This is a genomic window from Serratia sp. Z4, from assembly GCF_009900725.1.
In the GTDB taxonomy this organism is placed as follows: Bacteria; Pseudomonadota; Gammaproteobacteria; order Enterobacterales; family Enterobacteriaceae; genus Serratia; species Serratia nematodiphila.
The window spans coordinates 610,014-629,916 of the sequence record NZ_JAAABD010000002.1 but is presented as its reverse complement, the minus strand read 5'-3'; the positions used below and the strand labels follow the sequence as shown (position 1 = coordinate 629,916).

Below are 19,903 nucleotides of genomic sequence, written 5' to 3'. Positions count from 1 at the left end.
CATCACACCTATAGTTACTTCGCTTCAGCGCAGCGGTAGATCAGTCGACCTTTTTTACGGGGCGCAGGCCATTCACGCCCGCGACGATATGCGCTTCCAGCTCATCCGGCGAGAATTGCCATACCTTGTAGAAATTGGTTTCGGTGGGCTCCGGCAGCGGCAGCGAAATGCGCCAGGCCTTGCCGTCCAGGTTTTGATACTCGGCGATCACGCCGATGTAACGTGCGTCCAATGCGCTTTGCCCGCCGAGCGTCTTGCCGGTCTGGCCCGGCGTCAGGAAGAACTGATCGCTGTCCAGCAGGCTATTGCCGAGCACGCTTTTGGCGTCGTTTTGCAGACTGAAGAAGTCGGCATCCATGAATTCCGCATCCGAACGCAGCAGCAGCACGCGAATTTTTATCGGCGCCGGTTGCGCGCCGGCGGCGGCGTTGACCTGGCGATCGGCATCGAACACCAGGCTGTAGCGCGACGGCACGCTTTTGGCGGAAGACATGCAACCGCCGAGCGCCAACGCGCCCAGCAGCAGAAACAGCATCCCGCACCAGCGGGAAGCGATAGGGGTCGTCATCATGGGAATCTCGTCGCCCGCAGGTGTACTGACTACTGGAGGATCCAGGTGGCTGAGCCGGCGTTTTTACACGCCTTGCTGTCGCCGCCGACTTTGACGCAGTCCTGTTTGGCGGCGCGCGCGCGGCGCGGCAGATCTTTGCGCAGCGTTGATTTGTAGCGCGCTTCCGGCACGCCGGCGTTGGCCTGGATATAACCCACCAGGTCGCCGCCGCGAATGGCGGAGATCGCCAGCCAGTTGTTTTCCACTTCGCCCAGCGCGTAGAACGCGGCGGCGTTGTCCAGGCTGCCGACGGCGGTGCCGGTATAATCGGGGCTGCTCATGATGCTGGCGGCGTACAGGCTGCGGTATTCCTCACCGATCGGCTTGAACTGTTTCGGCGCGCTCACCGCGGCGCGGTGCTTTAGCGTGACGCCATTGACTTCACTGCTGATGATGGCGTCGTTATTGAGCGCCGGCGGCGGTGGCGGCGGGGTGGAGCAACCGGCAAGCATCAGGGCGGTCAGCAGCGTCAGGGTAATCCGTGTTTTCACAATGTCCTCTTTTTCTTGATTGAATGGCTGTGTAATAAGGCGCCGTCATCAGGGCGCAAGCAGCAACACTTTTAATTGGCTCGGCACGATGCGCATGCCGAGCGCGTTGGTGGAATTCTGCAGGCTGAGGCTGGTCAACCGGGTGGCCGGGGTGCCTTTGAGCAGCACGGTAAAGGCGCCGGTCAGGTGGCGGGACGGCCCCATTACCGTGCCGGAAGCGACGCCGGTGGCCACGCCGGGGTTGTCGCCGTTGGTCAGGGGCGTCACCGTCGCCATGTTGTGTGCCGGGGTGCCGACGAACAGAATGTTGAACGCATTCGGGATGGCGGTCGGCGCCAGGGCGATATCCGGGTAAGGCACGGGCACCGGCGCCGGGCTTGGCGTCAGACAGACGTCGGGAAACGCCAGGTCCACGCCGATCATTTGGCTGTTGGCAAACATAAAGGCCTCCGCAGGTTATCCGACGTGGATTTGTTCCGAATCCAGCTTGGTGATGTCTTTCGAGGTAATCAGCGTGTTGCGCGCATGAATGCGGGCGTAATCTTCCGCCTGGTAATCCAGCTGCCCGGCGCGCACGTGCTCGGTCTGGCGCACTTTGCGGAACAGCGAATGGCTGATCTGGCTGACCGAATGCCACAGCGACTCGCAGCGTTTGCCGACCAGGCGGCTGAGGCTGACGAAGGCCGACAGCTCTTCGCCGCTGTATTTCATCTTGTCGACGTGGCAGTCGCCGCTGTTCGCTTGCAACGTCATGGCGTCGCCGCTCAGGTTCAGCGCCTGCGCGCCGTGCAGCGACAGAGAGCCGTTCGGCGTTTCAATGTGCAGATCGCCTGCGACGCAGAGCCGCGCCGCGCTTTGCGGCTCTGCGCGCTCAAGGACGGCGATCGCCCACAGCTGATGGCCGCAGCCGGCGACCAGCACGTTATCGCCGAGGGCCGGCGTCAGCAGGCAGCTCGCCGCCCGGCGGCAATGCCAGCCGCGGCCTTCGCACTCCACCACCAGGCTGCCGTCCGGCAACAGGTTGACGACCTGGCCGGCGGCCTGCTGGGGCGGTGCGATGTTGACGGCGCGAGTTGTGTTGGCAACGCTCATGGTGATCCCCTCGTGAAGTGGTCAATGCATTCAGATTCGGCTCTGGCGCTGTGCGCTCCAGGTTTCGGCGGCGTACAGTTCTTCGTCGCGCTCGAGGATCCCGCTGCGATCGCCCCAGCGCGTTTGCTGCTGGTGGGCGCGGTGCATGCGGGTGCGCATAAAACGCGCGCGCCGGAAATCGGCGGCGCCGATGTCGGCGTAACAGAAGTCGGCGTAGGTCAGGTCGCTGTCGCTGAAATCACAGCGCGCCGCGCGGCTGCGCTGGAACACGCATTGATACAGGCGCGCCTGGCTAAAGTTGGCGGCGTCCAGCGTCGCTTCGCTGAAGATCGCCTGATCGAACTGCCCGCTGCGGCACTGCGCGTGGGTCAGATTGGCCTCCAGCCACAGTGACTGCTGCGCTTGCACGCCCGTCAGGTTGGCGCGCAGCAGCGAAGCGCCCTTGAAGTTGCTTTGACGCAACGTCGCCTGGCTGAAATCGACGTCGTCCAGTTGGTTATCGGTAAACTGGCAGGCGATGAGACGCTGCCCGGCGTAACTTTTGCCGCGGTGATCACATTCGAAAAACGTGACGCGGTCGAAATCAACCCCTTCAAACCTTGTTTCACAGAGATTTAATCGAAAGAACGTGACAAGTGACAGCCTCGTATGGCTTAAATCTGCGCCGTCGAGCGGGCTTTCGTAAAAGGTGGTGCGATCGTGCTGAGTGGCGGAAAAATTCGCGCCGGCCAATTGGCATGACATCCAGTGGCTTTGGTTGAGCGACAGCCGGCTAAAGTCGCTCTGTTCAAGCCGGCAGTCGTTGAACATCGTCAGTTCGATATGGCTCTCGCTGAAGCGGCCGCCCGCCATGGCGCACTGATTGAAGGCCGTTTGCTTCAGGTTCGCCCGCGCAAATTGAGCGTGTTCGAGCCGACAATCGCTGAAGACGCTGTCGCGCAGATCGCAATCGGAGAAGTTCACGCCGTTCAGGTTCAGTTCGTTGAACATGCCGCCGGCCAAATCCATACCGGCGAATGACAGGCCGTGCAAATCCTCACCGGCAATCAGCTCGCCGCGTTTCACGCGCTGGCGTATCTGCTCAGGTTTTGACGTCATACTTCCTTCCCGTTGTGGCGAGGCAAGGTTTTCACCCTGGCGGTATAGGCACCGTCGAGCCGGGTCGCCTGATCCACTTGCGACTGCGACAAATCGGCCCGGAACAGATTGGTGCCCTGCAGGTCGGCGCCTGACAGCACGCATTTTTGCAGGATCGCCGCGATGAAATTGGCGTCGCGCAGGTTGGCCTTGGACAGATCGCAGCGAATGAACAGGCTGCCGCTGCCGTTGGCCTGACGGAAATCGGCCTCGTTCAGCCGGGCTTCCGACAGGTCGCAGTTGTCGAGGCGCGCACGGCTGAAATTAGCCCGCTGCAACGGCATCTGGCGCAAATTGCACTGGTTCAGCGTCGCGTCGCTGAAATCCGCCTGCGGCAACAGCGTCTTTGCCGCGAAGGCGCAGGCGGTGAGGCGTGCGGCGCGGAAGCTGAGGCTTTGCGTCTCGGTATCAACCCAGGCGCAGCTCTCTAGCCGCGCCCGATCGAAGTTCACCGCCAGCAGCCGGCATTTGACGAAGCTGACTTTGTCGAGCCGGGCGTGGCTGAATGTCAGTTGCTCCAGTTGCAGCTCCATCAGCGTAATGTTGGCCAGCGTGGCGCGGTTGAAGTCACACTGCCCGAGCAGGGTTTCGTACCCCAGCAAGTCGCGTAACGACGCCATAGTGAAATCGCAGCGTTGAAACAACGTTTGCTGGATGTTGGTTTCGTGCAACTGCGCGCCGCCGAAATCCGTCGCTTCACATTTCGCCAGGGCTAAGGAGGCGTGGCTCAAATCGGCCTGCTGTAAGACGGCGCCGCTGAGATCGGCGCGCGCCAACATCGCCTCGCGAAGATCGCAACCCACCAATTGGGTTTGGCGCAGATTGGCGTTTTCCAGCAAAGCGCCGCGCAAGTTAGCCTGGCAGAGATCCATGCCGGACAGATCGGCGCCGGTGAGATCCAGGCCGCTGAGATCCTTATCGCGCAGCATGGCGGCGGCGACGCGTTGGCGAATGATTTGCGCCAGATCGCCACGCAGGCGCAGTGCAGGGCTTTGCGCCTGTGCCGACATTAAATACATTTGGTGCAGCGCGCGTTCGCTTTCCCCACGCTGTTTATCGCTAAATGCGTCAGGATGCCGGCGTGCCTCCTGGAACAGCAGATCGCGTTGCTGCTGGTAGCTTTCCGCACCGGATGGCGGCACGTGATCCCCACCGGGATTGAGCGGATCGATACCCTCGGCTTGCGTCAGCTTGAGCATGTCCTGATACTGCGCCTCGGCCTGGCTTTCCAGACGCTCGACGAATTCGGCGAGCTGGTCCAGCTTCGGCGGCGCCTCTTGCGACGGGTGCGGGAAAAGTTCATCAATGTCTTGCCCCTCGCGCAGCAGACGCTGGCGATGCTCTTCGCGTTGCTGGTGCTCGTAGGCGGCGATATTTTCCGCCATCGGGCTTTGCTGCGTCGGCGTTTCCGTATCCAGCCAGGCGCCGATGCACGCCTCCGGCAACAACTCTTGCTCACGAAAAGCGTGCAGAGCACCCCGTTCTTTATCCAGCCGCTGGGCCAATACCTGCCGATAATGCGCGGTGGAGCGGGGCTCGCCTTCGGTTTCCAGGGCCGGCATCAGCTGCATCACGTCGGCGGCATCGTCTTCATTGATGCGTGCGCTGCCCTGATAAATCAGCAGCATCTGTTCCCGATGGGGGAAGAACCAGACGGTGGTGTGGCGCATCGCGATCTCTTCGAAATGCGTTTCGCCGCCGCGCAGCCGGTTGATGAAGCAGCGCGCGCGCCACGGCGGCAAATGCCCTTGCTGCACCGGTTCTGAAGGGTGCATGTTCCAAATCCGATAGGCGGCCCGGGGCGGCAAGCTGTCGCGTTGAGGAAACTGCTGATCGCTTTCCGCCATGTTGAACAGGCGCCAGTCGATATCGTTGGCGAAGCCGGGAAAGCCGTTTTTCAACCAGTCGGCGTCGTAGTTTTTGCCGATGCGGGAGAAGCGGCGCGGCCAGGTGATATCCAACGCGTCAAAGCTTGCCGGTTGCGCGCTTTGCCGAGAAGACGCAAGGCGCCCCTGCAGGGGTTCAACATTGGGTAGACGATGGATGCGGCCTTGCGGAAATGTTTCTGGGGTGGCGCCGATGCCGTGCGGATTATCGGCGAACTGTGCGCCGCCGTAAGCCCGGCGCCAGTCCAGACGCATTTCTGAAAAAGGGAGGGGAGTAGAGGGACGATCGTTGATCCAATGGCGATCGCCGAAAACCACCAGCGTTTTTTCCAGCGAATCAAGCTGGATCTTCACGGCGCAAGCGGTTTTGTCTTGTTGATGATGGGTGTAGGCATTGCCGGTGGCGAGAAACTCCGCGCAGGCTTTTGGGATAGCCAAATCGAGCACGCCGCCGCTCAACGTGAGTTCGTCGGCGGCCAACTGCCACAACTCCGGTTCGGGACGCAGGCGCGGGGCTGCCCCCATGTCGGCCAAGGCCAAAACGGAAACGCCCAGATGGTTTTGCCCTTGCCAAGAGAAGGGACGATGAAGCGCGCTGAGGCGCAGAGGTTTTACGACTTTCATTGTGTGTGTAAAGCTTCCTGTGGATATCAGCCGGCAGCCAGGCTGCTTGCTCAAAAACAATCCGTTTTTCGGTTTAATAGATATCAGGCTATGTCACAACAGATGAAGAAAACGATGCGGCGTTCAGAGCCGATCGCCAATGCGGGGAGCGCCCCGCTTCGAAATGGATGATCAAGAGGACAGTGCGTTGTCCTTTCCGCTTATTCCACGAGCCAGCAGCACGGCGGCCACGGACAACGCCGCGGCGATCGCCTTGGCGATCAATTGGCCGGCGCTCTCCAGGTGATAGGGCGCAAAGAAGCCGATGTCATTGGTGCCCAGGATCAGCAGCGCGGCGAGCGCCGCAAAACAGGGCAGCTCTATCGCCAGCGCCAGTCTGCCGGTGGGCGCCGCACCCAGGTAACTCATCAAAAAGCCGGGAAAAATCAGCAATCCGATCAGTTCTGCGGGGGCATTTACCGCAGACATCACCTGCTGGTTGTATTTCAGGAGCGCCAGCATCAGCGCGACAAAGATCAGCAGCCGCACAGGCAACGTGGCCGCTCGGTTGGCCGACAAAAAGGTTTTGCCGATCGCAGCGAGCAATACGCAGCCAACCAGGATGCCAAAGAAGGTAAACAGGACTTGTCCCCAGAGGCTGTCCTGCGTCGAAAAGGCAATGAACGTGCCCATCGTGACACTTCCTTATGCAAGGTGATTTCGCGAACTGATGAACGGTAAGCCGTTTACGGAACGTTGAAATCGGATCGCGTGATTGAAGGGATGCTTTTCGCTCAAAGCCGGGAAAGCTCTTCGATCACCGCTTTTTTGGGATTCTTCGGATCGTACTTTATCGCGATGAAATGGCCCGGCTGATAACGCGGCAGATCCACGACGCTGATCGGGCCTTTCGCCACGGCCGTATGGTTTTTCCCGTCTTGGGCGATGTACTTGACTTCGACTTCGCAGACCGGCCGATTCCCGTCCCACAGGTTGGTCTGGCGAATGCTGACGATTTGCCCTGAGGCGGAAATACCGTTCTCCATCACGCTGAGGGAAGAACCGATATGTTTGAAATAACCCCAGATATCGACCGTGATGAATTTGAAAAAGCCCACCAGGCTGAGAATGGGAGCCAATAAAATCAAACCGATAACGGTGAAAACATTTTTGGCCTTCGACATGGGAGTCCCTTTACAAGAAGATCGCCAGCGCCTTGGTGCTCAATCGTAAGGCACCGTTGGTCACCAGCGCGCCAAGCTGCGTGAACGTCATGGGATCATTACTGAGCTTGAAATTGGTTTTGCTGATCGACAGCGGGTTGTGCGAGATATCCAGCATCGTGTGTTTCAGGCTGGCTCCTGTCAACGCAAGATTTGAACCGTAAAAGGCGAAGTTGGCCCCGGTCGCCACCCATTTCAAGCCGTGGCAGTTATCTTTCCAGCTCGGTGTCTGCACCGATACGCCGTCCGCGCTGGTGATATTGATCGTTTTCGCCTTGATGGTCAGCGTGCCGGTGATCGTGGTGCTCTGATCGTTTTTGTAGGTCTCGGTGACATCCCCGGTTACGGTGGCGGTTTGGCCGCCGCCTTTAATCGTCAATTCCTGCCCGCCGGCGGTGATGGTGGTGTGCTGCCCGCCGGAGGTGATGTTGACCGTCTGCCCTTGCTTGATGGTGCTGGTTTGTTGCCCCTCGGTAATGTCGAGGGTCTGGTTGCCTTTCACCGTGACATGCTGGGTTTGCGTAATGTTTTGCGTCTGCGCGCCGTCGAGCTTGAAGGACTGATTGCCGGTGATGTCGATTTTATCGCCACCGTCGATAATCGTCAGGTCGCGGCCGCCTTTGATGTTCACCGTCTGGTGAGCGTTCAGGTTGGCGGTTTCCAGCCCATTGACCGTTGTGGTGCGTTTCGCTTTGTACAGGAACGTGGCGTCGCCGGTGACGGTGTCGTCCTGCTGGCGACCGATGGTGGTGGTGCGACTGCCGTCAATATTGACGTTCTTGTCGTTCTCCACCGTCATGTTCATGTTGCGTTCGGCGTGCATGTCGAAAGATTCGTTGCCGGGCGAGTCTTCCAGGAACAGGAAGCTGGCGTTGTCGACGCCGCCGCCTTTGCTGCGGCTCATAAAGCCCATTTTGGTGGCGTCGCCGGGCAGATCCCACGGTGGCATGCTGTCTTCGTTGTAAACGCGGCCGGTGATGATGGGGCGATCCGGATCGCCGTTGATAAAGTCGACCACCACTTCCTCACCGACGCGCGGGATCTGGATCCCGCCGTATTTCCAGCCGGCCCAGGCGCTGGAGACGCGCACCCAGCAGGAGCTGGTTTCGTTGCCGCTGCCGTGGCGATCCCAACGGAATTTGAGTTTCACCCGGCCATATTTATCGGTCCAGATGCTTTCGCCTTCCGGGCCCACCACTTCGGCAGTTTGCGGGCCATGGGTTTTCGGCCAGGGCGTGGTGCGCGCCGGGCGCCAATTGATATCCGCCGGAACGACCTGAAATTCGGTTCGCTGTTCGCCGACATCGTTATCGTTGCTGGTGTAGCTGTTCTCCTGCATGAAGTAATGTGCGCTGACCACCAGGTAGGTGCGGTTGTCTTCCATACGCGGCGCCTGGGTCAGTTGAAAACGATAGCCGGGCGCAATGCCCTGCGAATTGCCTTCGCCGCTCATCTGCTCATGCTGCGCTTCGAACTCCTGTTGGCGAACCTTGACGTAAAACTGGCCATGGGCGTGATCGGTATAACGGCCGGGCCAGTCGAACACCTCGGCTTTGTCCTGCGCGAATGAGGCGGGATTTTGCCGGGCCTCCAGCAACCGCGCGCGCGGCTTGCGAAAATCGTAGTCATCCAGGCTATACAGGCTGGGCGTGATGGCGTCAGAAACGCTCCAGCTGTTGATGCTGTCTTTGTTTTCCACCAGGCCGCCTTCCGCGAGCTGATAGGGAATGCTGGCGTAGCCGGCGAGTTCCTGATGGGCCGCCGGCGCGTCAGCCAGCACCAGCGTATGGCCGTCTTGCTGGTGCGTGAAATAATAATAGATGCCTTCGTGTTCCATCAGGCGGCTGATGAAATCGAAATCGCTCTCCTGGTACTGCACGCAGTACCCCCAGATGCGGTAGTCGTAACTCAGGCGGTTATCGATCTTCACCTGATACTGCCCCAGCACCTGAGTCAGGATGTCGGGAACGGTCTGTTCCTGGTAGATGCGAAAATCGCGGTTTTGCGTCAGATACCACAGCGTGGGGCGCAGCACGGCGCGGTAGATATAGTAACGGTTGCCGCCGGCTTCTCGTCCGGAGAGGGTCATGCGCGTGATATTGCCGTTGAGATAACGCGGCGCCAACGGATTGCCCCGCAGTTCCAGCGTGATTTTTTGTCCCAGCAGCGCTTTCAGATCGAGCCGATTGTCGGGGCTGAGCAGCTCGACGTCGAATTCGAACAGGCCGGCCAGTTTTTCCTCACCGGAAAGGCTTCTGAACAACAGCTGATTGGCGGGCAAAGGCGTGTGCGCAATGATAAGGCGATCCATACTATATCCCCGGTTTAGGCATAGCTACCGCACGAGATTTGACGCGCGATCCCGATGGCGTATCTGTCACGAATTGAGACAGGGGCTGACGAAAGATTTAACAAAGTTTACACAAAGGCACGATTTGTGCAGTCTACAATAGAGCTCTGCATTTGCAAAATAGCCTTGTGGATCAATGCTCAATTCGTTAACTCGCTCACGATCTGGTTTTTTATTATCTAAAACATATAGATACGCGCAGATCTTTTTTTATCCCAAATTATTGGTCAAATGGTAATACCAAATAATAAATCTGTAACACTTAAGTCAACGTGTTTATAAAACAACTCTTTTTTTCCGTGAAAAAAGTCACTGAGTATTTTTTATCCTTACCATTCGTTAGTTAAAGATGATCAAATATATAAATTTACCGAATGTTAATTCGGATGATTCCTATTTGGCCGGCGTGAAAAGCCCGCGGTGCGGGCCTCCGACGGTGAGTCTGAATGGTTGATAAAGCAGCAATTGATGCGGTTAGCGCGGAAGGGGATCGAGGGAAAGTCGGCTTATCAGGTCACAGAGCCAGATTAAGGCCGGGTCGCGTTGCGCCTGTCGGCCGGCGATCAGCTCAATGGGGAAAGGCGCGATGGCCAACTCCTTAGGCAGCGGGAGAATGCGTACGCGTTGCGGATCGGAAAAACGCCGGGCCACGCTGGCGGCCAGGGTGGCGATCAGATCGCTGTCGGCGACCACCGCCGGCAGGGCGACGATGTGCGAAAAGGTCACGGCAACGCGCCGTTGACCGCCAATTTCCGCCAGACGCCGGTCGACCAACCCTCTGGCAGAGCCGTCGTCTGCCGGTGCGTACAGCCCATGCGGCAGGCTGAGGTAGCGCGCCAGATCCCAGCGGCCATCCGCCAGCTGTGGGTGTGAACGGCTGGCGATACACACCAGATGTTCTTCAAACAACGTGCGCACATAGTGGCTTTCCGCACCGGAAAGGTGCCCTCCCAGCGCGATATCCACCTCGCCGCGATCCAGTTGCCGGTAAATATTGTGGCGATCCAGGCGCGAAACGCGAATATCGATGCCGGGTGCCGCCTGACGCAAACGGCTGATGATGGCGGGCAGCAGCAAGATATCCGCATAGTCGCCGGCGGCCAGCGTAAAACGCCGCTGCCCGGCGGTGGCCGGATCGAAACGGGCCGGCGGGGCCAACGCCAAATGGATTTGCTCAAGCACCCGCTGTATCTGTGGCATAAGTTGGTGGGCGCGCGGCGTGGGCGCCATGCCGCCGCCGCTGCGGACAAACAGCGGATCGTTGAGCAGAATGCGCAGTCGCGCCAATGCATTGCTGACGGAAGGTTGCGCGCGGTTAAGACGCCGGCCTGCGGCGGTGACGTTGCGCGTCTGATACAGCGCTTCAAACACCACCAGTAAATTGAGATCGACGTTGGCTAAATTCATTTTATGAATACTCTATATACAGATAATCCATTTCCAGAATCTTACAGCGTTCCCTAGGCTGGTAGCACACGAATGTAGCCTTCAATCAGGGGAAATGATGAACAAAGTGTTAATCACCGGCATTGAGCCGTTCGAGGGTGACGCGGTGAACCCTTCCTGGCAGGTCGCGCAGGCATTGGCCGGAGAGCGTATCGCCGGCGCGGAGATCGCGGTGCTCGAGTTGCCGTGCGTATTGGGCGTGGCCAACCAGCAGTTGATCGCGGCGATTGAGGCATTGCAGCCGCTGGCGGTGATCTGTCTGGGGCTGGCCGGCGGCCGGGCCGAAATATCCCTGGAACGGGTAGCCATCAATCTGATCGATGCCCGCATTCCCGACAATGCCGGTAAACAGCCGATTGACGTGCCGGTGGTTGCCGGCGGGCCGGTGGGCTATTTCAGTACGCTGCCCGTCAAGGCCGCGGTGCAGCAACTGCGCCGGCAGGGGATCCCCGCGGCGGTCTCTTATACGGCGGGCACCTACAACTGCAACCACATTTTTTATGGTCTGCGTCACTATCTGGAGATGCAGCATTCGCGGGCCAGAGGCGGGTTCGTGCATATTCCGTACAGCCATGAACTGGCGGCAGCGCACCCGGGCAAGCCGAGCATGGCACTGGCGACGATGGTGGAAGCGGTGCGCACTGTCGTTCAGGTGACGCTGACGGTAGAGGAAGATGTGCGATTCGGCGACGGCGCCGTACATTAAAAGCAGAGCGTGGCGTACCACGCCCTGCTACGGGTTATTCGTCGGCGACGCGGATCACCAGTTTGCCGAAGTTTTTGCCTTGCAGCAGGCCGATAAACGCCTGCGGCGCCTGCTCCAGCCCGTCGACGATGTCTTCGCGGAACTTGATTTTCCCCTGTTCGACCCAACTGCTCATTTGTTGCAAGAACTCGTCAAAGCGTGAGCCGTAGTCGTCGAAGATGATAAAGCCCTGCATACGGATGCGTTTGCGCAGGATCAGCCCCTCCAGCAGCGGCAAGCGGTCCGGCCCCGCAGGTAACCCGGTGGCATTGTAATGGGCGATGATGCCGCATACCGGAATACGCGCTTTGGTGTTCAACAGCGGCAGTACGGCGTCGAACACCGCCCCGCCGACATTCTCGTAATAGATGTCGATACCCTGTGGGCAGGCGGCGGCCAACCGTTCGGCAAAGTCTGGGGCGCGGTGATCGATACAGGCGTCGAAACCCAACTCTTCCACCACATAGCGGCATTTTTCCGCACCGCCGGCGACGCCGACGACACGGCAGCCTTTCAGTTTGCCGATTTGGCCGACCACCGAACCAACCGCACCGCTGGCGGCGGCCACCACCAGCGTTTCACCTGCCTGCGGTTGGCCGATATCGAGCAGCCCCATGTATGCGGTAAATCCCGGCATGCCGAGCACGCCCAGCAGGCGGGAAGGGTGCGGCAAATGCGGGCCGAGGTTGCGCAGGCCGCTGCCGTCGGACAGCGCATATTCCTGCCAGCCGTCATACCCCAATACCCAATCGCCGACGTTGAAATCGGGATGCTGTGAGGCCGCCACGCGCGATACCGTACCGCCCACCATCACCTGACCGAGCTCCACCGGCGGCGCATAGGAGGGGGCATCGCTCATGCGTCCGCGCATATAAGGATCCAACGACAGATATACGGTGCGCAGCAGCAGTTGGCCGGCGCCGGGTTGCGGTGCGGGGACGGTATCGAGACGGAAGTTCGCGGCTGTCGGTTCGCCGTTCGGACGCGAGGCCAGCAGGAAGCGGCGGTTCTGTTGAGAAGGGGACATCGAAAGCTCCTTTGTGGTGCGGCAAACAAGGTCCGTTAAGCCTAGTGCAGGAGCGCTGAGGCGACGTGACCGAATGTGCTTAGCTCAGAGCGGAACAATCAACACGTCGATATGACTGATATTGATAAAGCGGGCGGCGGAACAGGAGACTTTGTTCATCATGCTGTCTCGGTGATTGCCGCAGAGCAGCAGGTCAAACGGCTGACGGCGGCTGGCGAATGCCAGGCTGTCACCCAGCTCGCCATGCACGATCAGCGTATCGGCGATAGGGTAGCCGGCGCGTTGGCGCAGTTCCTGCATAAACAGCCGGGTTTCCTCTTCCATCAGCGAGCGCAAATCGCCCAGCATCGGCCCGGCGAAATTATTGTACATTTCCGGATTGGCGAGGGTGCTTAACAGGGTGATGCTGCCGCCGTAGGGGCGAACGATGGAGACGGCCTTTTCCACCAGGCGGTGGCTGTCAGGGGCAACGGCGACGGTAACCAGAACGTTTTGATACCCCATATCCGACTCCTTGTTGTATCCATCGTGTTTCAGGCTGCTGCAGCGGCGGCCTTGGTGGAAGTACTGCGTCGGATAAAGGGTAGAACCTGGCGGGGGGAATAAATGTGTTTCATATCACGCGCGGCAATAAAAGCTGAATGTGCCCCGGTTATATAGCAATAAAAGATAAAACCGTTGCCGCACGTAATTTCACTGAATTAAAGCACCTGTGCCCACAGCGTTTTCGGCACCTTGCCCAGATCGAACAATTTACCGGCAACCAGCTCGGCGCGACGGTGGTCGGCGGCACGGTACATATTGCTCATTTCCGTATCGTTTTCAATGGAGTAGTTCAGTTTGTCGTACACCTTCTCCAGGCTGTCCAAAGAGGAGCATTTACGAAATGTCAGCAGATATTCGAGCGTATCGGTCATGATTAAAATATAGCCTGTTAATAGTTAAAGCCGGGTGAATAACACATAGCGACTCACGGCGACGCCGTCGAGGCAGCGATGTACGACCTGACAAAAATCATTTCAATTAGATAAATTGCACTGGGTAATGATGTCGCGCCGCCCGTAGCGGCGCTTTGGTAAATCATAATATGCCAGTGCGCCGTCAGCAATCTCAGCCTGCTGATTAATGGAGAAATAGGGAAAGTCTCAGGGCGGTTGACGGTCGACGCGTCGTCGTTCGTGCTGTGGGCAAGCACAAGGTGCCGTGCCGGGCCTCTTTTGGGTGATTTTTTCACCCGGCCGTGGCGCCGCCGCGGCATTGGGCGATGTTTGTCGCCGCTGCTTGCGTTGAAAAGCCGTTTTGTTCGATGAAGAAATATGAACAGTAAAACAAAACTGCGTTTTATTTTATGACAATGAAGCAATGAAAGCCAAAGCCATGTAAATAATCTCTGGAGGGAGGGGGAATTATCTCGGCGTCAGAAAAAGAAATAAAAAGCATTAAGGTTTTATGAATTGCTGCCGATATAACGTTTTGGGGGAATTTAACTCAAAAAAAGCACTCTTGCATCGTGCTAATACGGAAACATATCGTTACGTCTGTTGGCTTGTTCACTACGCCTGCGAATCATTGATAAGCCATAATCACCTGATGTTGAAAATTAGAACAGCCTCAGGCTGAAGGCTTAAGTCAAATCCGATAGCTAATAACCTCATAGTTTACATTGGTTATTTTTCAGCTTGGATATTTTTTAGTAACTCAAATGGTTATTTATACTGAGTTTGTTGCCTATATGCAGATTTTTGTTCTGTTATTTTGGTTTGGTGATGCTTTTGTTCGAATTGATCTAAAAAAGATAATTTTTTGGCGGATAAACATTGTTTTTAAGACGTTTTTTTACCTGTGGCTATTTTATGAGCAAAATGACGGTCAATAAGTGAGCGTATTTGGGGGTATTTGGCTTAATTATTTTTTATTTTTGTGATCTATGTCACATTGTATTTAAAATTGCCTCTCACTTACATTGTGTGTGCTAATGGTTCGGGGGTAGAGTTGCGCTGCTTTAGGAATAATCTTATTAAATTTGTAAAAATAGTTTCATGGTGACTAAACACTATCGAAGCAGAATGCTGTACATCCATACACGTTGGTTTACGCTCGTAGCAAATACTGAACAGTGGTCGAATTTAGCGATTGTCGAAAATTATAGCAGTCGTTTTTGAGAGATTAATTTGCCAACTTTGGGAAACAACCCAAGTCACGGGCGATAAAATTTATCACCCAGCGTATGTTTTTAAACATAGTCTGTCGGGATGGGGAATATGGGTACGTCTGAATTACTTAAGCATATTTATGACATCAATCTGTCATATTTACTTTTAGCACAGCGTTTGATCAACGATGAAAAAGCGTCCGCAATGTTTCGCCTGGGTATTGATGAAACCATGGCCGATGCGCTGGCGCAGCTGACTTTGCCGCAAATGGTTAAACTGGCCGAGACCAACCAGCTGGTTTGCCACTTCCGCTTTAACGAAAGCCAGACCATCGAACGCCTGACCAAAGAGTCGCGCGTCGACGATCTGCAACAAATCCATACCGGCATTTTGCTATCAAGCCATTTACTGCAAGAGCTATCGAGTAAAGACGCTAGCCCGACGAAGAAAAGAGCCTGATGATGGTTGAGAAAAGTATCGTTCAAGAAGCCAAGGACATTCAGCTCGCCATGGAGCTGATTTCGCTGGGAGCCCGATTGCAGATGCTGGAGAGTGAAACCCAGCTTAGCCGCGGGCGCTTGATTAAACTTTACAAGGAGTTACGCGGCAGCCCGCCGCCAAAAGGAATGTTACCGTTCTCAACCGACTGGTTTATGACCTGGGAACAAAATATTCACTCGTCGATGTTTTACAACGCTTACCTGTTTTTGATGAAAAGCGGGCAGTGCAGCGGCGTGGAGGCGGTGATCAAAGCCTATCGCCTCTATCTCGAGCAGTGTCCGCAGCAGGCCGGCGAGGCGCCGTTGCTGGCGCTGACCCGTGCCTGGACGCTGGTGCGCTTCGTCGATAGCGGCATGTTGCAGCTTTCCGCCTGCAGCTGCTGCGGCGGCGCATTTATCACCCACGCGCACCAGCCGCTGAATGGTTTCATCTGCAGTTTATGCCAACCCCCATCCCGCGCCGTAAAAAGACGTAAACTTTCGCCGCAACTGGCCGATATTATTCCTCAACTGCTGGACGAGCAGGTCAAACGCGCCATTTGAGCCGCCACGTTGCCGGCTCTCGGCAATGAATACCGACGTGTGATACGCAGGGGCGGCATGCCGCCCCCAGACATGCAGCCTGGTCTGTCGCGCCAGGGCGCGTTTGCCCCACCTTCCATCCACATTGTTAATTTAAGGAATGCGTGTGCTAGTTATTTTGGGTTATCTCGTGGTATTGGGTGCGGTGTTTGGCGGCTACCTGATCGTGGGCGGTCATCTCGGGGCGTTGTATCAGCCGGCGGAATTTCTGATTATCGGCGGGGCGGGCGTCGGCGCCTTTATCGTCGGCAACAACGGCAAAGCGATCAAAGCCACGCTGCGCGCGCTGCCGCGGCTGATGCGCCGTTCCAAATACAACAAAGATCTGTATATGGATTTGATGGCGTTGCTGTTCCGTCTGCTGGCCAAATCGCGCCAGCAGGGCATGCTGTCGCTCGAGTTCGATATCGATAATCCGCAAGAAAGTGAAATTTTCTCTAATTATCCGCGCATCCTTGCCGATAACACTCTGGTGGAGTTCATTACCGACTATTTACGGCTGATGGTGAGCGGCAATATGAATGCGTTCGAGATCGAAGCGCTGATGGACGAAGAGATCGAAACCTACGAGCAGGAAAGCGAAGTGCCCGCCGGCAGTCTGGCGATGGTGGGCGACTCCTTGCCGGCGTTCGGCATCGTCGCGGCGGTGATGGGGGTGGTGCACGCCCTGGCTTCGGCTGACCGTCCGGCCGCTGAGCTGGGCGCGCTGATCGCTAACGCCATGGTCGGTACTTTCCTCGGCATTTTGTTGGCCTACGGCTTCATCTCGCCGCTGGCGACGTTGCTGCGCCAGAAGAGCGCCGAAAACGTCAAGATGATGCAGTGCATCAAGGTCACGCTGTTGTCGAGTCTGAACGGTTACGCGCCGCAGATCGCAGTCGAGTTTGGCCGCAAAACGCTGTATACCACCGAACGTCCTTCTTTCGTTGAGCTGGAAGAACACGTGCGCCGCGTGAAAGCGCCGGCGCAGCAGGCGACGGAAGAAGAAGAAGCATGAAACAGAATCATCCGGTCGTTCTGGTCAGAAAGCGCAAGTCGCATCATGCCGCCCATCACGGCGGCTCCTGGAAGATCGCTTATGCCGACTTTATGACGGCGATGATGGCGTTCTTCCTGGTGATGTGGCTGCTGGCGATCGCCAGCCCGCAGGAGCTGACGCAAATCGCCGAATATTTCCGTACGCCGCTCAAGGTTGCCCTGACCAGCGGCGACAAGAGCAGTTCCGAGAGCAGCCCCATTCCTGGCGGCGGCGACGATCCCACGCAGCAGCATGGCCTGGTGAAAAAACAGGTCGATTCGCCGGACTCGCGCGCCGAAGAGCTGCGCCTGAACAAGCTGCGCGAAAAGCTGGATGAGTTGATTGAGTCCGATCCGCGCCTGAAGGCGCTGCGTCCGCATCTGCTGATCAACATGATGGACGAAGGGCTGCGCATCCAGATTATCGATAGCCAAAACCGGCCGATGTTCAAAACCGGCAGCGCGCAGGTCGAGAGCTACATGCGCGATATTCTGCGGGCGATAGCGCCGATCCTTAACGACCTGCCGAACAAAATCAGCCTGTCCGGCCACACCGATGACATCCCTTACGCCACCGGCGAGCGCGGCTACAGCAACTGGGAACTGTCGGCCGATCGCGCCAACGCCTCCCGGCGCGAGCTGATCGCCGGCGGCCTGGCGGAAGGCAAGGTGCTGCGGGTGGTGGGCATGGCGGCCACCATGAGCCTGAAACAGCATGGCGCCGATGACGCGATTAACCGTCGCATCACCGTGCTGGTGCTGAACAAGCAAACGCAAGAGGGCATCGAGCACGAAAATGCCGAAAGCAACGCGATGGATATCGCCCAGCCGGACAGCCTGAAGCAGCTGGCGCCGTCGGCGACCGCACCGGCCAGCCAAACGCCGGAACCCTCGGCGACGGCCCCGGAACCGGTGGCGACAACGCCAGGCGCTCCACCGCAGGCATCCCCGGCGATAGCACCGGCCGATCAGGCGCCGGAACCACCGGCGTCCGCACCCGCACCGACTAACCGCGACTCACAGCCAGAGGTGACCCCGTGAGCATGGACATTAGCGATTTTTATCAGACCTTCTTTGATGAGGCAGACGAGTTGCTGGCCGACATGGAGCAACACCTGCTGGAGCTGGATCCGCTGGCCCCCGATATCGAGCCGTTGAACGCCATCTTCCGCGCGGCGCATTCGATCAAGGGCGGCGCGGCGACCTTTGGTTTTTCGGTGCTGCAGGAAACCACCCACCTGCTGGAGAACCTGCTGGACGGTGCAAGACGCCAGGAAATGAGCCTGAGCACCGAGATTATCAACCTGTTTCTGGAAACCAAAGACATTATGCAGGAGCAACTGGACGCCTATAAAACCTCGCAACAGCCTGACGCTGAAAGCTTTGAATACATTTGTCAGGCGCTGCGCCAGCTGGCGTTGGAAGCGCAACAGCAGCAAGAGGCGCCTGCGGCTCAACCGGCCGTTCAGCAGCCTGTCGTTAAGCCATCGGCCGCGCCGGCGGCGATCGAGGGCGGCATGCGCATCAGCCTGAACGGGCTGAAAGCCAGTGAAATCCCCTTGATGTTGGAAGAGCTGGGCAACCTCGGCGAGGTTAAAGATCCGCATCAGACGGAACACAGTCTGGACGTGACGTTGCTCACCTCCGCCAGTGAAGACGACATCAGCGCCGTGTTGTGCTTCGTGCTGGAACCGGAACAAATCAGCTTCTCGACGCCGACCCAGAGCGAACCGGCCATCGCAGAAGCGAGCTTACCGGAAGTGGCCGCCTTACCGGAGCCTGCGCCGGTCGCGAACGCCGCGCCACCTGCCGCGAAACCGGCCGAAGCGCCAAAAGCGCGCGCCAAGGCGAGCGAATCCACCAGCATCCGCGTGGCGGTGGAAAAGGTGGATCAGCTGATTAACCTGGTGGGCGAGCTGGTGATCACCCAATCGATGCTGGCGCAACGCTCCGGCACGCTCGATCCGGTGAACCACGGCGATCTGCTGAACAGCATGAGCCAGCTGGAGCGTAACGCGCGCGATCTGCAGGAATCGGTGATGTCGATCCGCATGATGCCGATGGAGTACGTCTTCAGCCGCTACCCGCGGCTGGTGCGCGATCTGGCCGGCAAGCTGAATAAACAGGTGGAGCTGACGCTGCAGGGCAGCTCGACCGAACTGGACAAGAGCCTGATCGAACGCATTATCGATCCGTTGACGCACCTGGTGCGCAACAGCCTCGATCACGGTATCGAAGAGCCGGCTACCCGTATCGCCGCCGGCAAGTCGGCGGTGGGCAATCTGGTGCTGTCGGCCGAACACCAGGGCGGCAACATTTGTATTGAAGTCATCGACGACGGCGCCGGGCTGAACCGCGAAAAAATTCTCGCCAAGGCGGCTTCGCAAGGGCTGGCGGTCAGCGACAGCATGAGCGACGAAGAGGTCGGCATGCTGATCTTCGCGCCGGGTTTCTCCACCGCCGAGCAGGTGACCGACGTTTCCGGCCGCGGCGTCGGCATGGACGTGGTGAAAAGAAATATTCAGGAGATGGGCGGCCACGTCGAGATCCGTTCGCAGGCCGGTAAAGGCACCACCATCCGCATTCTGCTGCCGTTGACGCTGGCGATCCTCGACGGCATGTCGGTCAAAGTGAACGACGAAGTCTTTATTCTGCCGTTGAACGCGGTGATGGAGTCGCTGCAGCCGCAGGCGGAGGATTTGCATCCGTTGGCCGGCGGAGAGCGTGTGCTGCAGGTGCGCGGCGAATACCTGCCGCTGGTGGAGCTGTATCGGGTATTCGAAGTGGAAGGCGCCAAAACCGACGCCACGCAGGGCATCGTCGTTATCCTGCAAAGCGCCGGCCGCCGCTATGCGTTGCTGGTAGATCAGCTGATTGGCCAGCATCAGGTGGTGGTGAAGAATCTGGAAAGCAACTACCGCAAAGTGCCGGGCATCTCCGCCGCGACCATTCTGGGCGACGGCAGCGTGGCCTTGATCGTCGATGTCTCGGCGTTGCAAACCTTGAACCGTGAAAAGCGTCTGACGGACGCCGCCGCATAA

The 19,903-nt window shown here is 58.0% G+C and carries 19 protein-coding genes; 6 read left to right on the top strand and 13 right to left on the bottom strand.

Annotated features, from left to right (window positions below; all coding sequences use genetic code 11):
* Positions 1–40: 40 nt before the first annotated feature.
* From tssJ to GT753_RS10835, 10 genes are all read right to left on the bottom strand, one after another.
* Entirely contained in the window at positions 41–571 is a 531-nt protein-coding gene (gene tssJ, locus GT753_RS10880) for a type VI secretion system lipoprotein TssJ (protein ID WP_015378277.1), read from the bottom strand.
* Between the two features lie 29 nt (positions 572–600).
* Positions 601–1,101 (bottom strand): type VI secretion system accessory protein TagV, encoded by a 501-nt coding sequence (tagV, locus tag GT753_RS10875; RefSeq protein ID WP_160125583.1) that lies wholly within the window; start codon positions 1,099–1,101, stop codon positions 601–603.
* A 48-nt stretch (positions 1,102–1,149) separates the two neighbouring features.
* Positions 1,150–1,542: a DUF4150 domain-containing protein gene (locus tag GT753_RS10870; protein WP_004934933.1), complete on the bottom strand. Its 393-nt coding sequence runs from the start codon at positions 1,540–1,542 to the stop codon at positions 1,150–1,152.
* A 15-nt stretch (positions 1,543–1,557) separates the two neighbouring features.
* Positions 1,558–2,193, bottom strand: a complete 636-nt coding sequence (locus GT753_RS10865) for a DUF3540 domain-containing protein (RefSeq protein ID WP_015378275.1) — start codon at positions 2,191–2,193, stop codon at positions 1,558–1,560.
* Positions 2,194–2,223: 30 nt separating this feature from the next.
* Entirely contained in the window at positions 2,224–3,291 is a 1,068-nt protein-coding gene (locus GT753_RS10860) for a pentapeptide repeat-containing protein (protein WP_076740728.1), read from the bottom strand.
* Positions 3,288–5,840 carry a DUF2169 domain-containing protein gene (locus GT753_RS10855; protein WP_160125582.1) on the bottom strand — a complete coding sequence of 851 codons (2,553 nt, stop codon included), beginning with the start codon at positions 5,838–5,840 and terminating at the stop codon, positions 3,288–3,290. The genes GT753_RS10860 and GT753_RS10855 overlap by 4 nt, the downstream gene beginning before the upstream one ends.
* A gap of 171 nt (positions 5,841–6,011) precedes the next feature.
* On the bottom strand, positions 6,012–6,512 hold the full coding sequence (locus GT753_RS10850; protein WP_015378272.1) for a hypothetical protein: 501 nt from the start codon (positions 6,510–6,512) through the stop codon (positions 6,012–6,014).
* 101 nt (positions 6,513–6,613) lie between these two features.
* Positions 6,614–7,003: a DUF3592 domain-containing protein gene (locus tag GT753_RS10845; RefSeq protein ID WP_004934914.1), complete on the bottom strand. Its 390-nt coding sequence runs from the start codon at positions 7,001–7,003 to the stop codon at positions 6,614–6,616.
* A gap of 10 nt (positions 7,004–7,013) precedes the next feature.
* Positions 7,014–9,353, bottom strand: coding sequence for a type VI secretion system Vgr family protein (locus GT753_RS10840; protein ID WP_015378271.1), 2,340 nt, complete (start codon positions 9,351–9,353; stop codon positions 7,014–7,016).
* 513 nt (positions 9,354–9,866) lie between these two features.
* Positions 9,867–10,799 carry a LysR family transcriptional regulator gene (locus tag GT753_RS10835; RefSeq protein ID WP_015378270.1) on the bottom strand — a complete coding sequence of 311 codons (933 nt, stop codon included), beginning with the start codon at positions 10,797–10,799 and terminating at the stop codon, positions 9,867–9,869.
* 97 nt (positions 10,800–10,896) lie between these two features.
* On the opposite strand from GT753_RS10835, the gene pcp reads away from it, so the two are divergent.
* Positions 10,897–11,544, top strand: coding sequence for a pyroglutamyl-peptidase I (gene pcp / locus GT753_RS10830; protein ID WP_015378269.1), 648 nt, complete (start codon positions 10,897–10,899; stop codon positions 11,542–11,544).
* A 34-nt stretch (positions 11,545–11,578) separates the two neighbouring features.
* Here pcp and GT753_RS10825 read toward each other — a convergent pair whose 3' ends face one another.
* From GT753_RS10825 to ydgT, 3 genes are all read right to left on the bottom strand, one after another.
* A complete protein-coding gene (locus GT753_RS10825; protein ID WP_075684509.1) occupies positions 11,579–12,610 on the bottom strand; it encodes an NADP-dependent oxidoreductase in 1,032 nt (343 codons plus the stop codon).
* Positions 12,611–12,694: 84 nt separating this feature from the next.
* Positions 12,695–13,114, bottom strand: a complete 420-nt coding sequence (gene uspC, locus GT753_RS10820) for a universal stress protein UspC (protein ID WP_015378267.1) — start codon at positions 13,112–13,114, stop codon at positions 12,695–12,697.
* A gap of 197 nt (positions 13,115–13,311) precedes the next feature.
* The gene (ydgT, locus tag GT753_RS10815) at positions 13,312–13,527 is read right to left on the bottom strand and encodes a transcription modulator YdgT (RefSeq protein WP_004934895.1); all 216 of its coding nucleotides are present in this window, start codon (positions 13,525–13,527) and stop codon (positions 13,312–13,314) included.
* Positions 13,528–14,871: 1,344 nt separating this feature from the next.
* Between ydgT and flhD the strand changes: the two genes are divergently transcribed.
* The 5 genes from flhD to cheA all read left to right on the top strand — a co-directional run bounded on the left by flhD (position 14,872) and on the right by cheA (position 19,903).
* Positions 14,872–15,222 carry a flagellar transcriptional regulator FlhD gene (gene flhD / locus GT753_RS10810; protein WP_004934891.1) on the top strand — a complete coding sequence of 117 codons (351 nt, stop codon included), beginning with the start codon at positions 14,872–14,874 and terminating at the stop codon, positions 15,220–15,222.
* Positions 15,222–15,806, top strand: coding sequence for a flagellar transcriptional regulator FlhC (gene flhC / locus GT753_RS10805; RefSeq protein WP_016927281.1), 585 nt, complete (start codon positions 15,222–15,224; stop codon positions 15,804–15,806). The genes flhD and flhC overlap by 1 nt, the downstream gene beginning before the upstream one ends.
* A 145-nt stretch (positions 15,807–15,951) precedes the next feature.
* On the top strand, positions 15,952–16,842 hold the full coding sequence (gene motA / locus GT753_RS10800; RefSeq protein WP_015378266.1) for a flagellar motor stator protein MotA: 891 nt from the start codon (positions 15,952–15,954) through the stop codon (positions 16,840–16,842).
* Positions 16,839–17,903 carry a flagellar motor protein MotB gene (gene motB, locus GT753_RS10795; RefSeq protein WP_004934882.1) on the top strand — a complete coding sequence of 355 codons (1,065 nt, stop codon included), beginning with the start codon at positions 16,839–16,841 and terminating at the stop codon, positions 17,901–17,903. The genes motA and motB overlap by 4 nt, the downstream gene beginning before the upstream one ends.
* Positions 17,900–19,903: a chemotaxis protein CheA gene (gene cheA, locus GT753_RS10790; RefSeq protein WP_021504093.1), complete on the top strand. Its 2,004-nt coding sequence runs from the start codon at positions 17,900–17,902 to the stop codon at positions 19,901–19,903. The genes motB and cheA overlap by 4 nt, the downstream gene beginning before the upstream one ends.

Excerpts from the sequence above, each read along its gene's own strand:
- tssJ (WP_015378277.1), bottom strand. The coding sequence starts at position 571 with ATGATGACGACCCCTATCGCTTCCCGCTGGTGCGGGATGCTGTTTCTG.
- GT753_RS10870 (WP_004934933.1), bottom strand. The coding sequence starts at position 1,542 with ATGTTTGCCAACAGCCAAATGATCGGCGTGGACCTGGCGTTTCCCGAC.
- GT753_RS10865 (WP_015378275.1), bottom strand. The coding sequence starts at position 2,193 with ATGAGCGTTGCCAACACAACTCGCGCCGTCAACATCGCACCGCCCCAG.
- GT753_RS10860 (WP_076740728.1), bottom strand. The coding sequence starts at position 3,291 with ATGACGTCAAAACCTGAGCAGATACGCCAGCGCGTGAAACGCGGCGAG.
- GT753_RS10855 (WP_160125582.1), bottom strand. The coding sequence starts at position 5,840 with ATGAAAGTCGTAAAACCTCTGCGCCTCAGCGCGCTTCATCGTCCCTTC.
- GT753_RS10850 (WP_015378272.1), bottom strand. The coding sequence starts at position 6,512 with ATGGGCACGTTCATTGCCTTTTCGACGCAGGACAGCCTCTGGGGACAA.
- GT753_RS10845 (WP_004934914.1), bottom strand. The coding sequence starts at position 7,003 with ATGTCGAAGGCCAAAAATGTTTTCACCGTTATCGGTTTGATTTTATTG.
- GT753_RS10840 (WP_015378271.1), bottom strand. The coding sequence starts at position 9,353 with ATGGATCGCCTTATCATTGCGCACACGCCTTTGCCCGCCAATCAGCTG.
- GT753_RS10835 (WP_015378270.1), bottom strand. The coding sequence starts at position 10,799 with ATGAATTTAGCCAACGTCGATCTCAATTTACTGGTGGTGTTTGAAGCG.
- pcp (WP_015378269.1), top strand. The coding sequence starts at position 10,897 with ATGAACAAAGTGTTAATCACCGGCATTGAGCCGTTCGAGGGTGACGCG.
- GT753_RS10825 (WP_075684509.1), bottom strand. The coding sequence starts at position 12,610 with ATGTCCCCTTCTCAACAGAACCGCCGCTTCCTGCTGGCCTCGCGTCCG.
- uspC (WP_015378267.1), bottom strand. The coding sequence starts at position 13,114 with ATGGGGTATCAAAACGTTCTGGTTACCGTCGCCGTTGCCCCTGACAGC.
- ydgT (WP_004934895.1), bottom strand. The coding sequence starts at position 13,527 with ATGACCGATACGCTCGAATATCTGCTGACATTTCGTAAATGCTCCTCT.
- flhD (WP_004934891.1), top strand. The coding sequence starts at position 14,872 with ATGGGTACGTCTGAATTACTTAAGCATATTTATGACATCAATCTGTCA.
- flhC (WP_016927281.1), top strand. The coding sequence starts at position 15,222 with ATGATGGTTGAGAAAAGTATCGTTCAAGAAGCCAAGGACATTCAGCTC.
- motB (WP_004934882.1), top strand. The coding sequence starts at position 16,839 with ATGAAACAGAATCATCCGGTCGTTCTGGTCAGAAAGCGCAAGTCGCAT.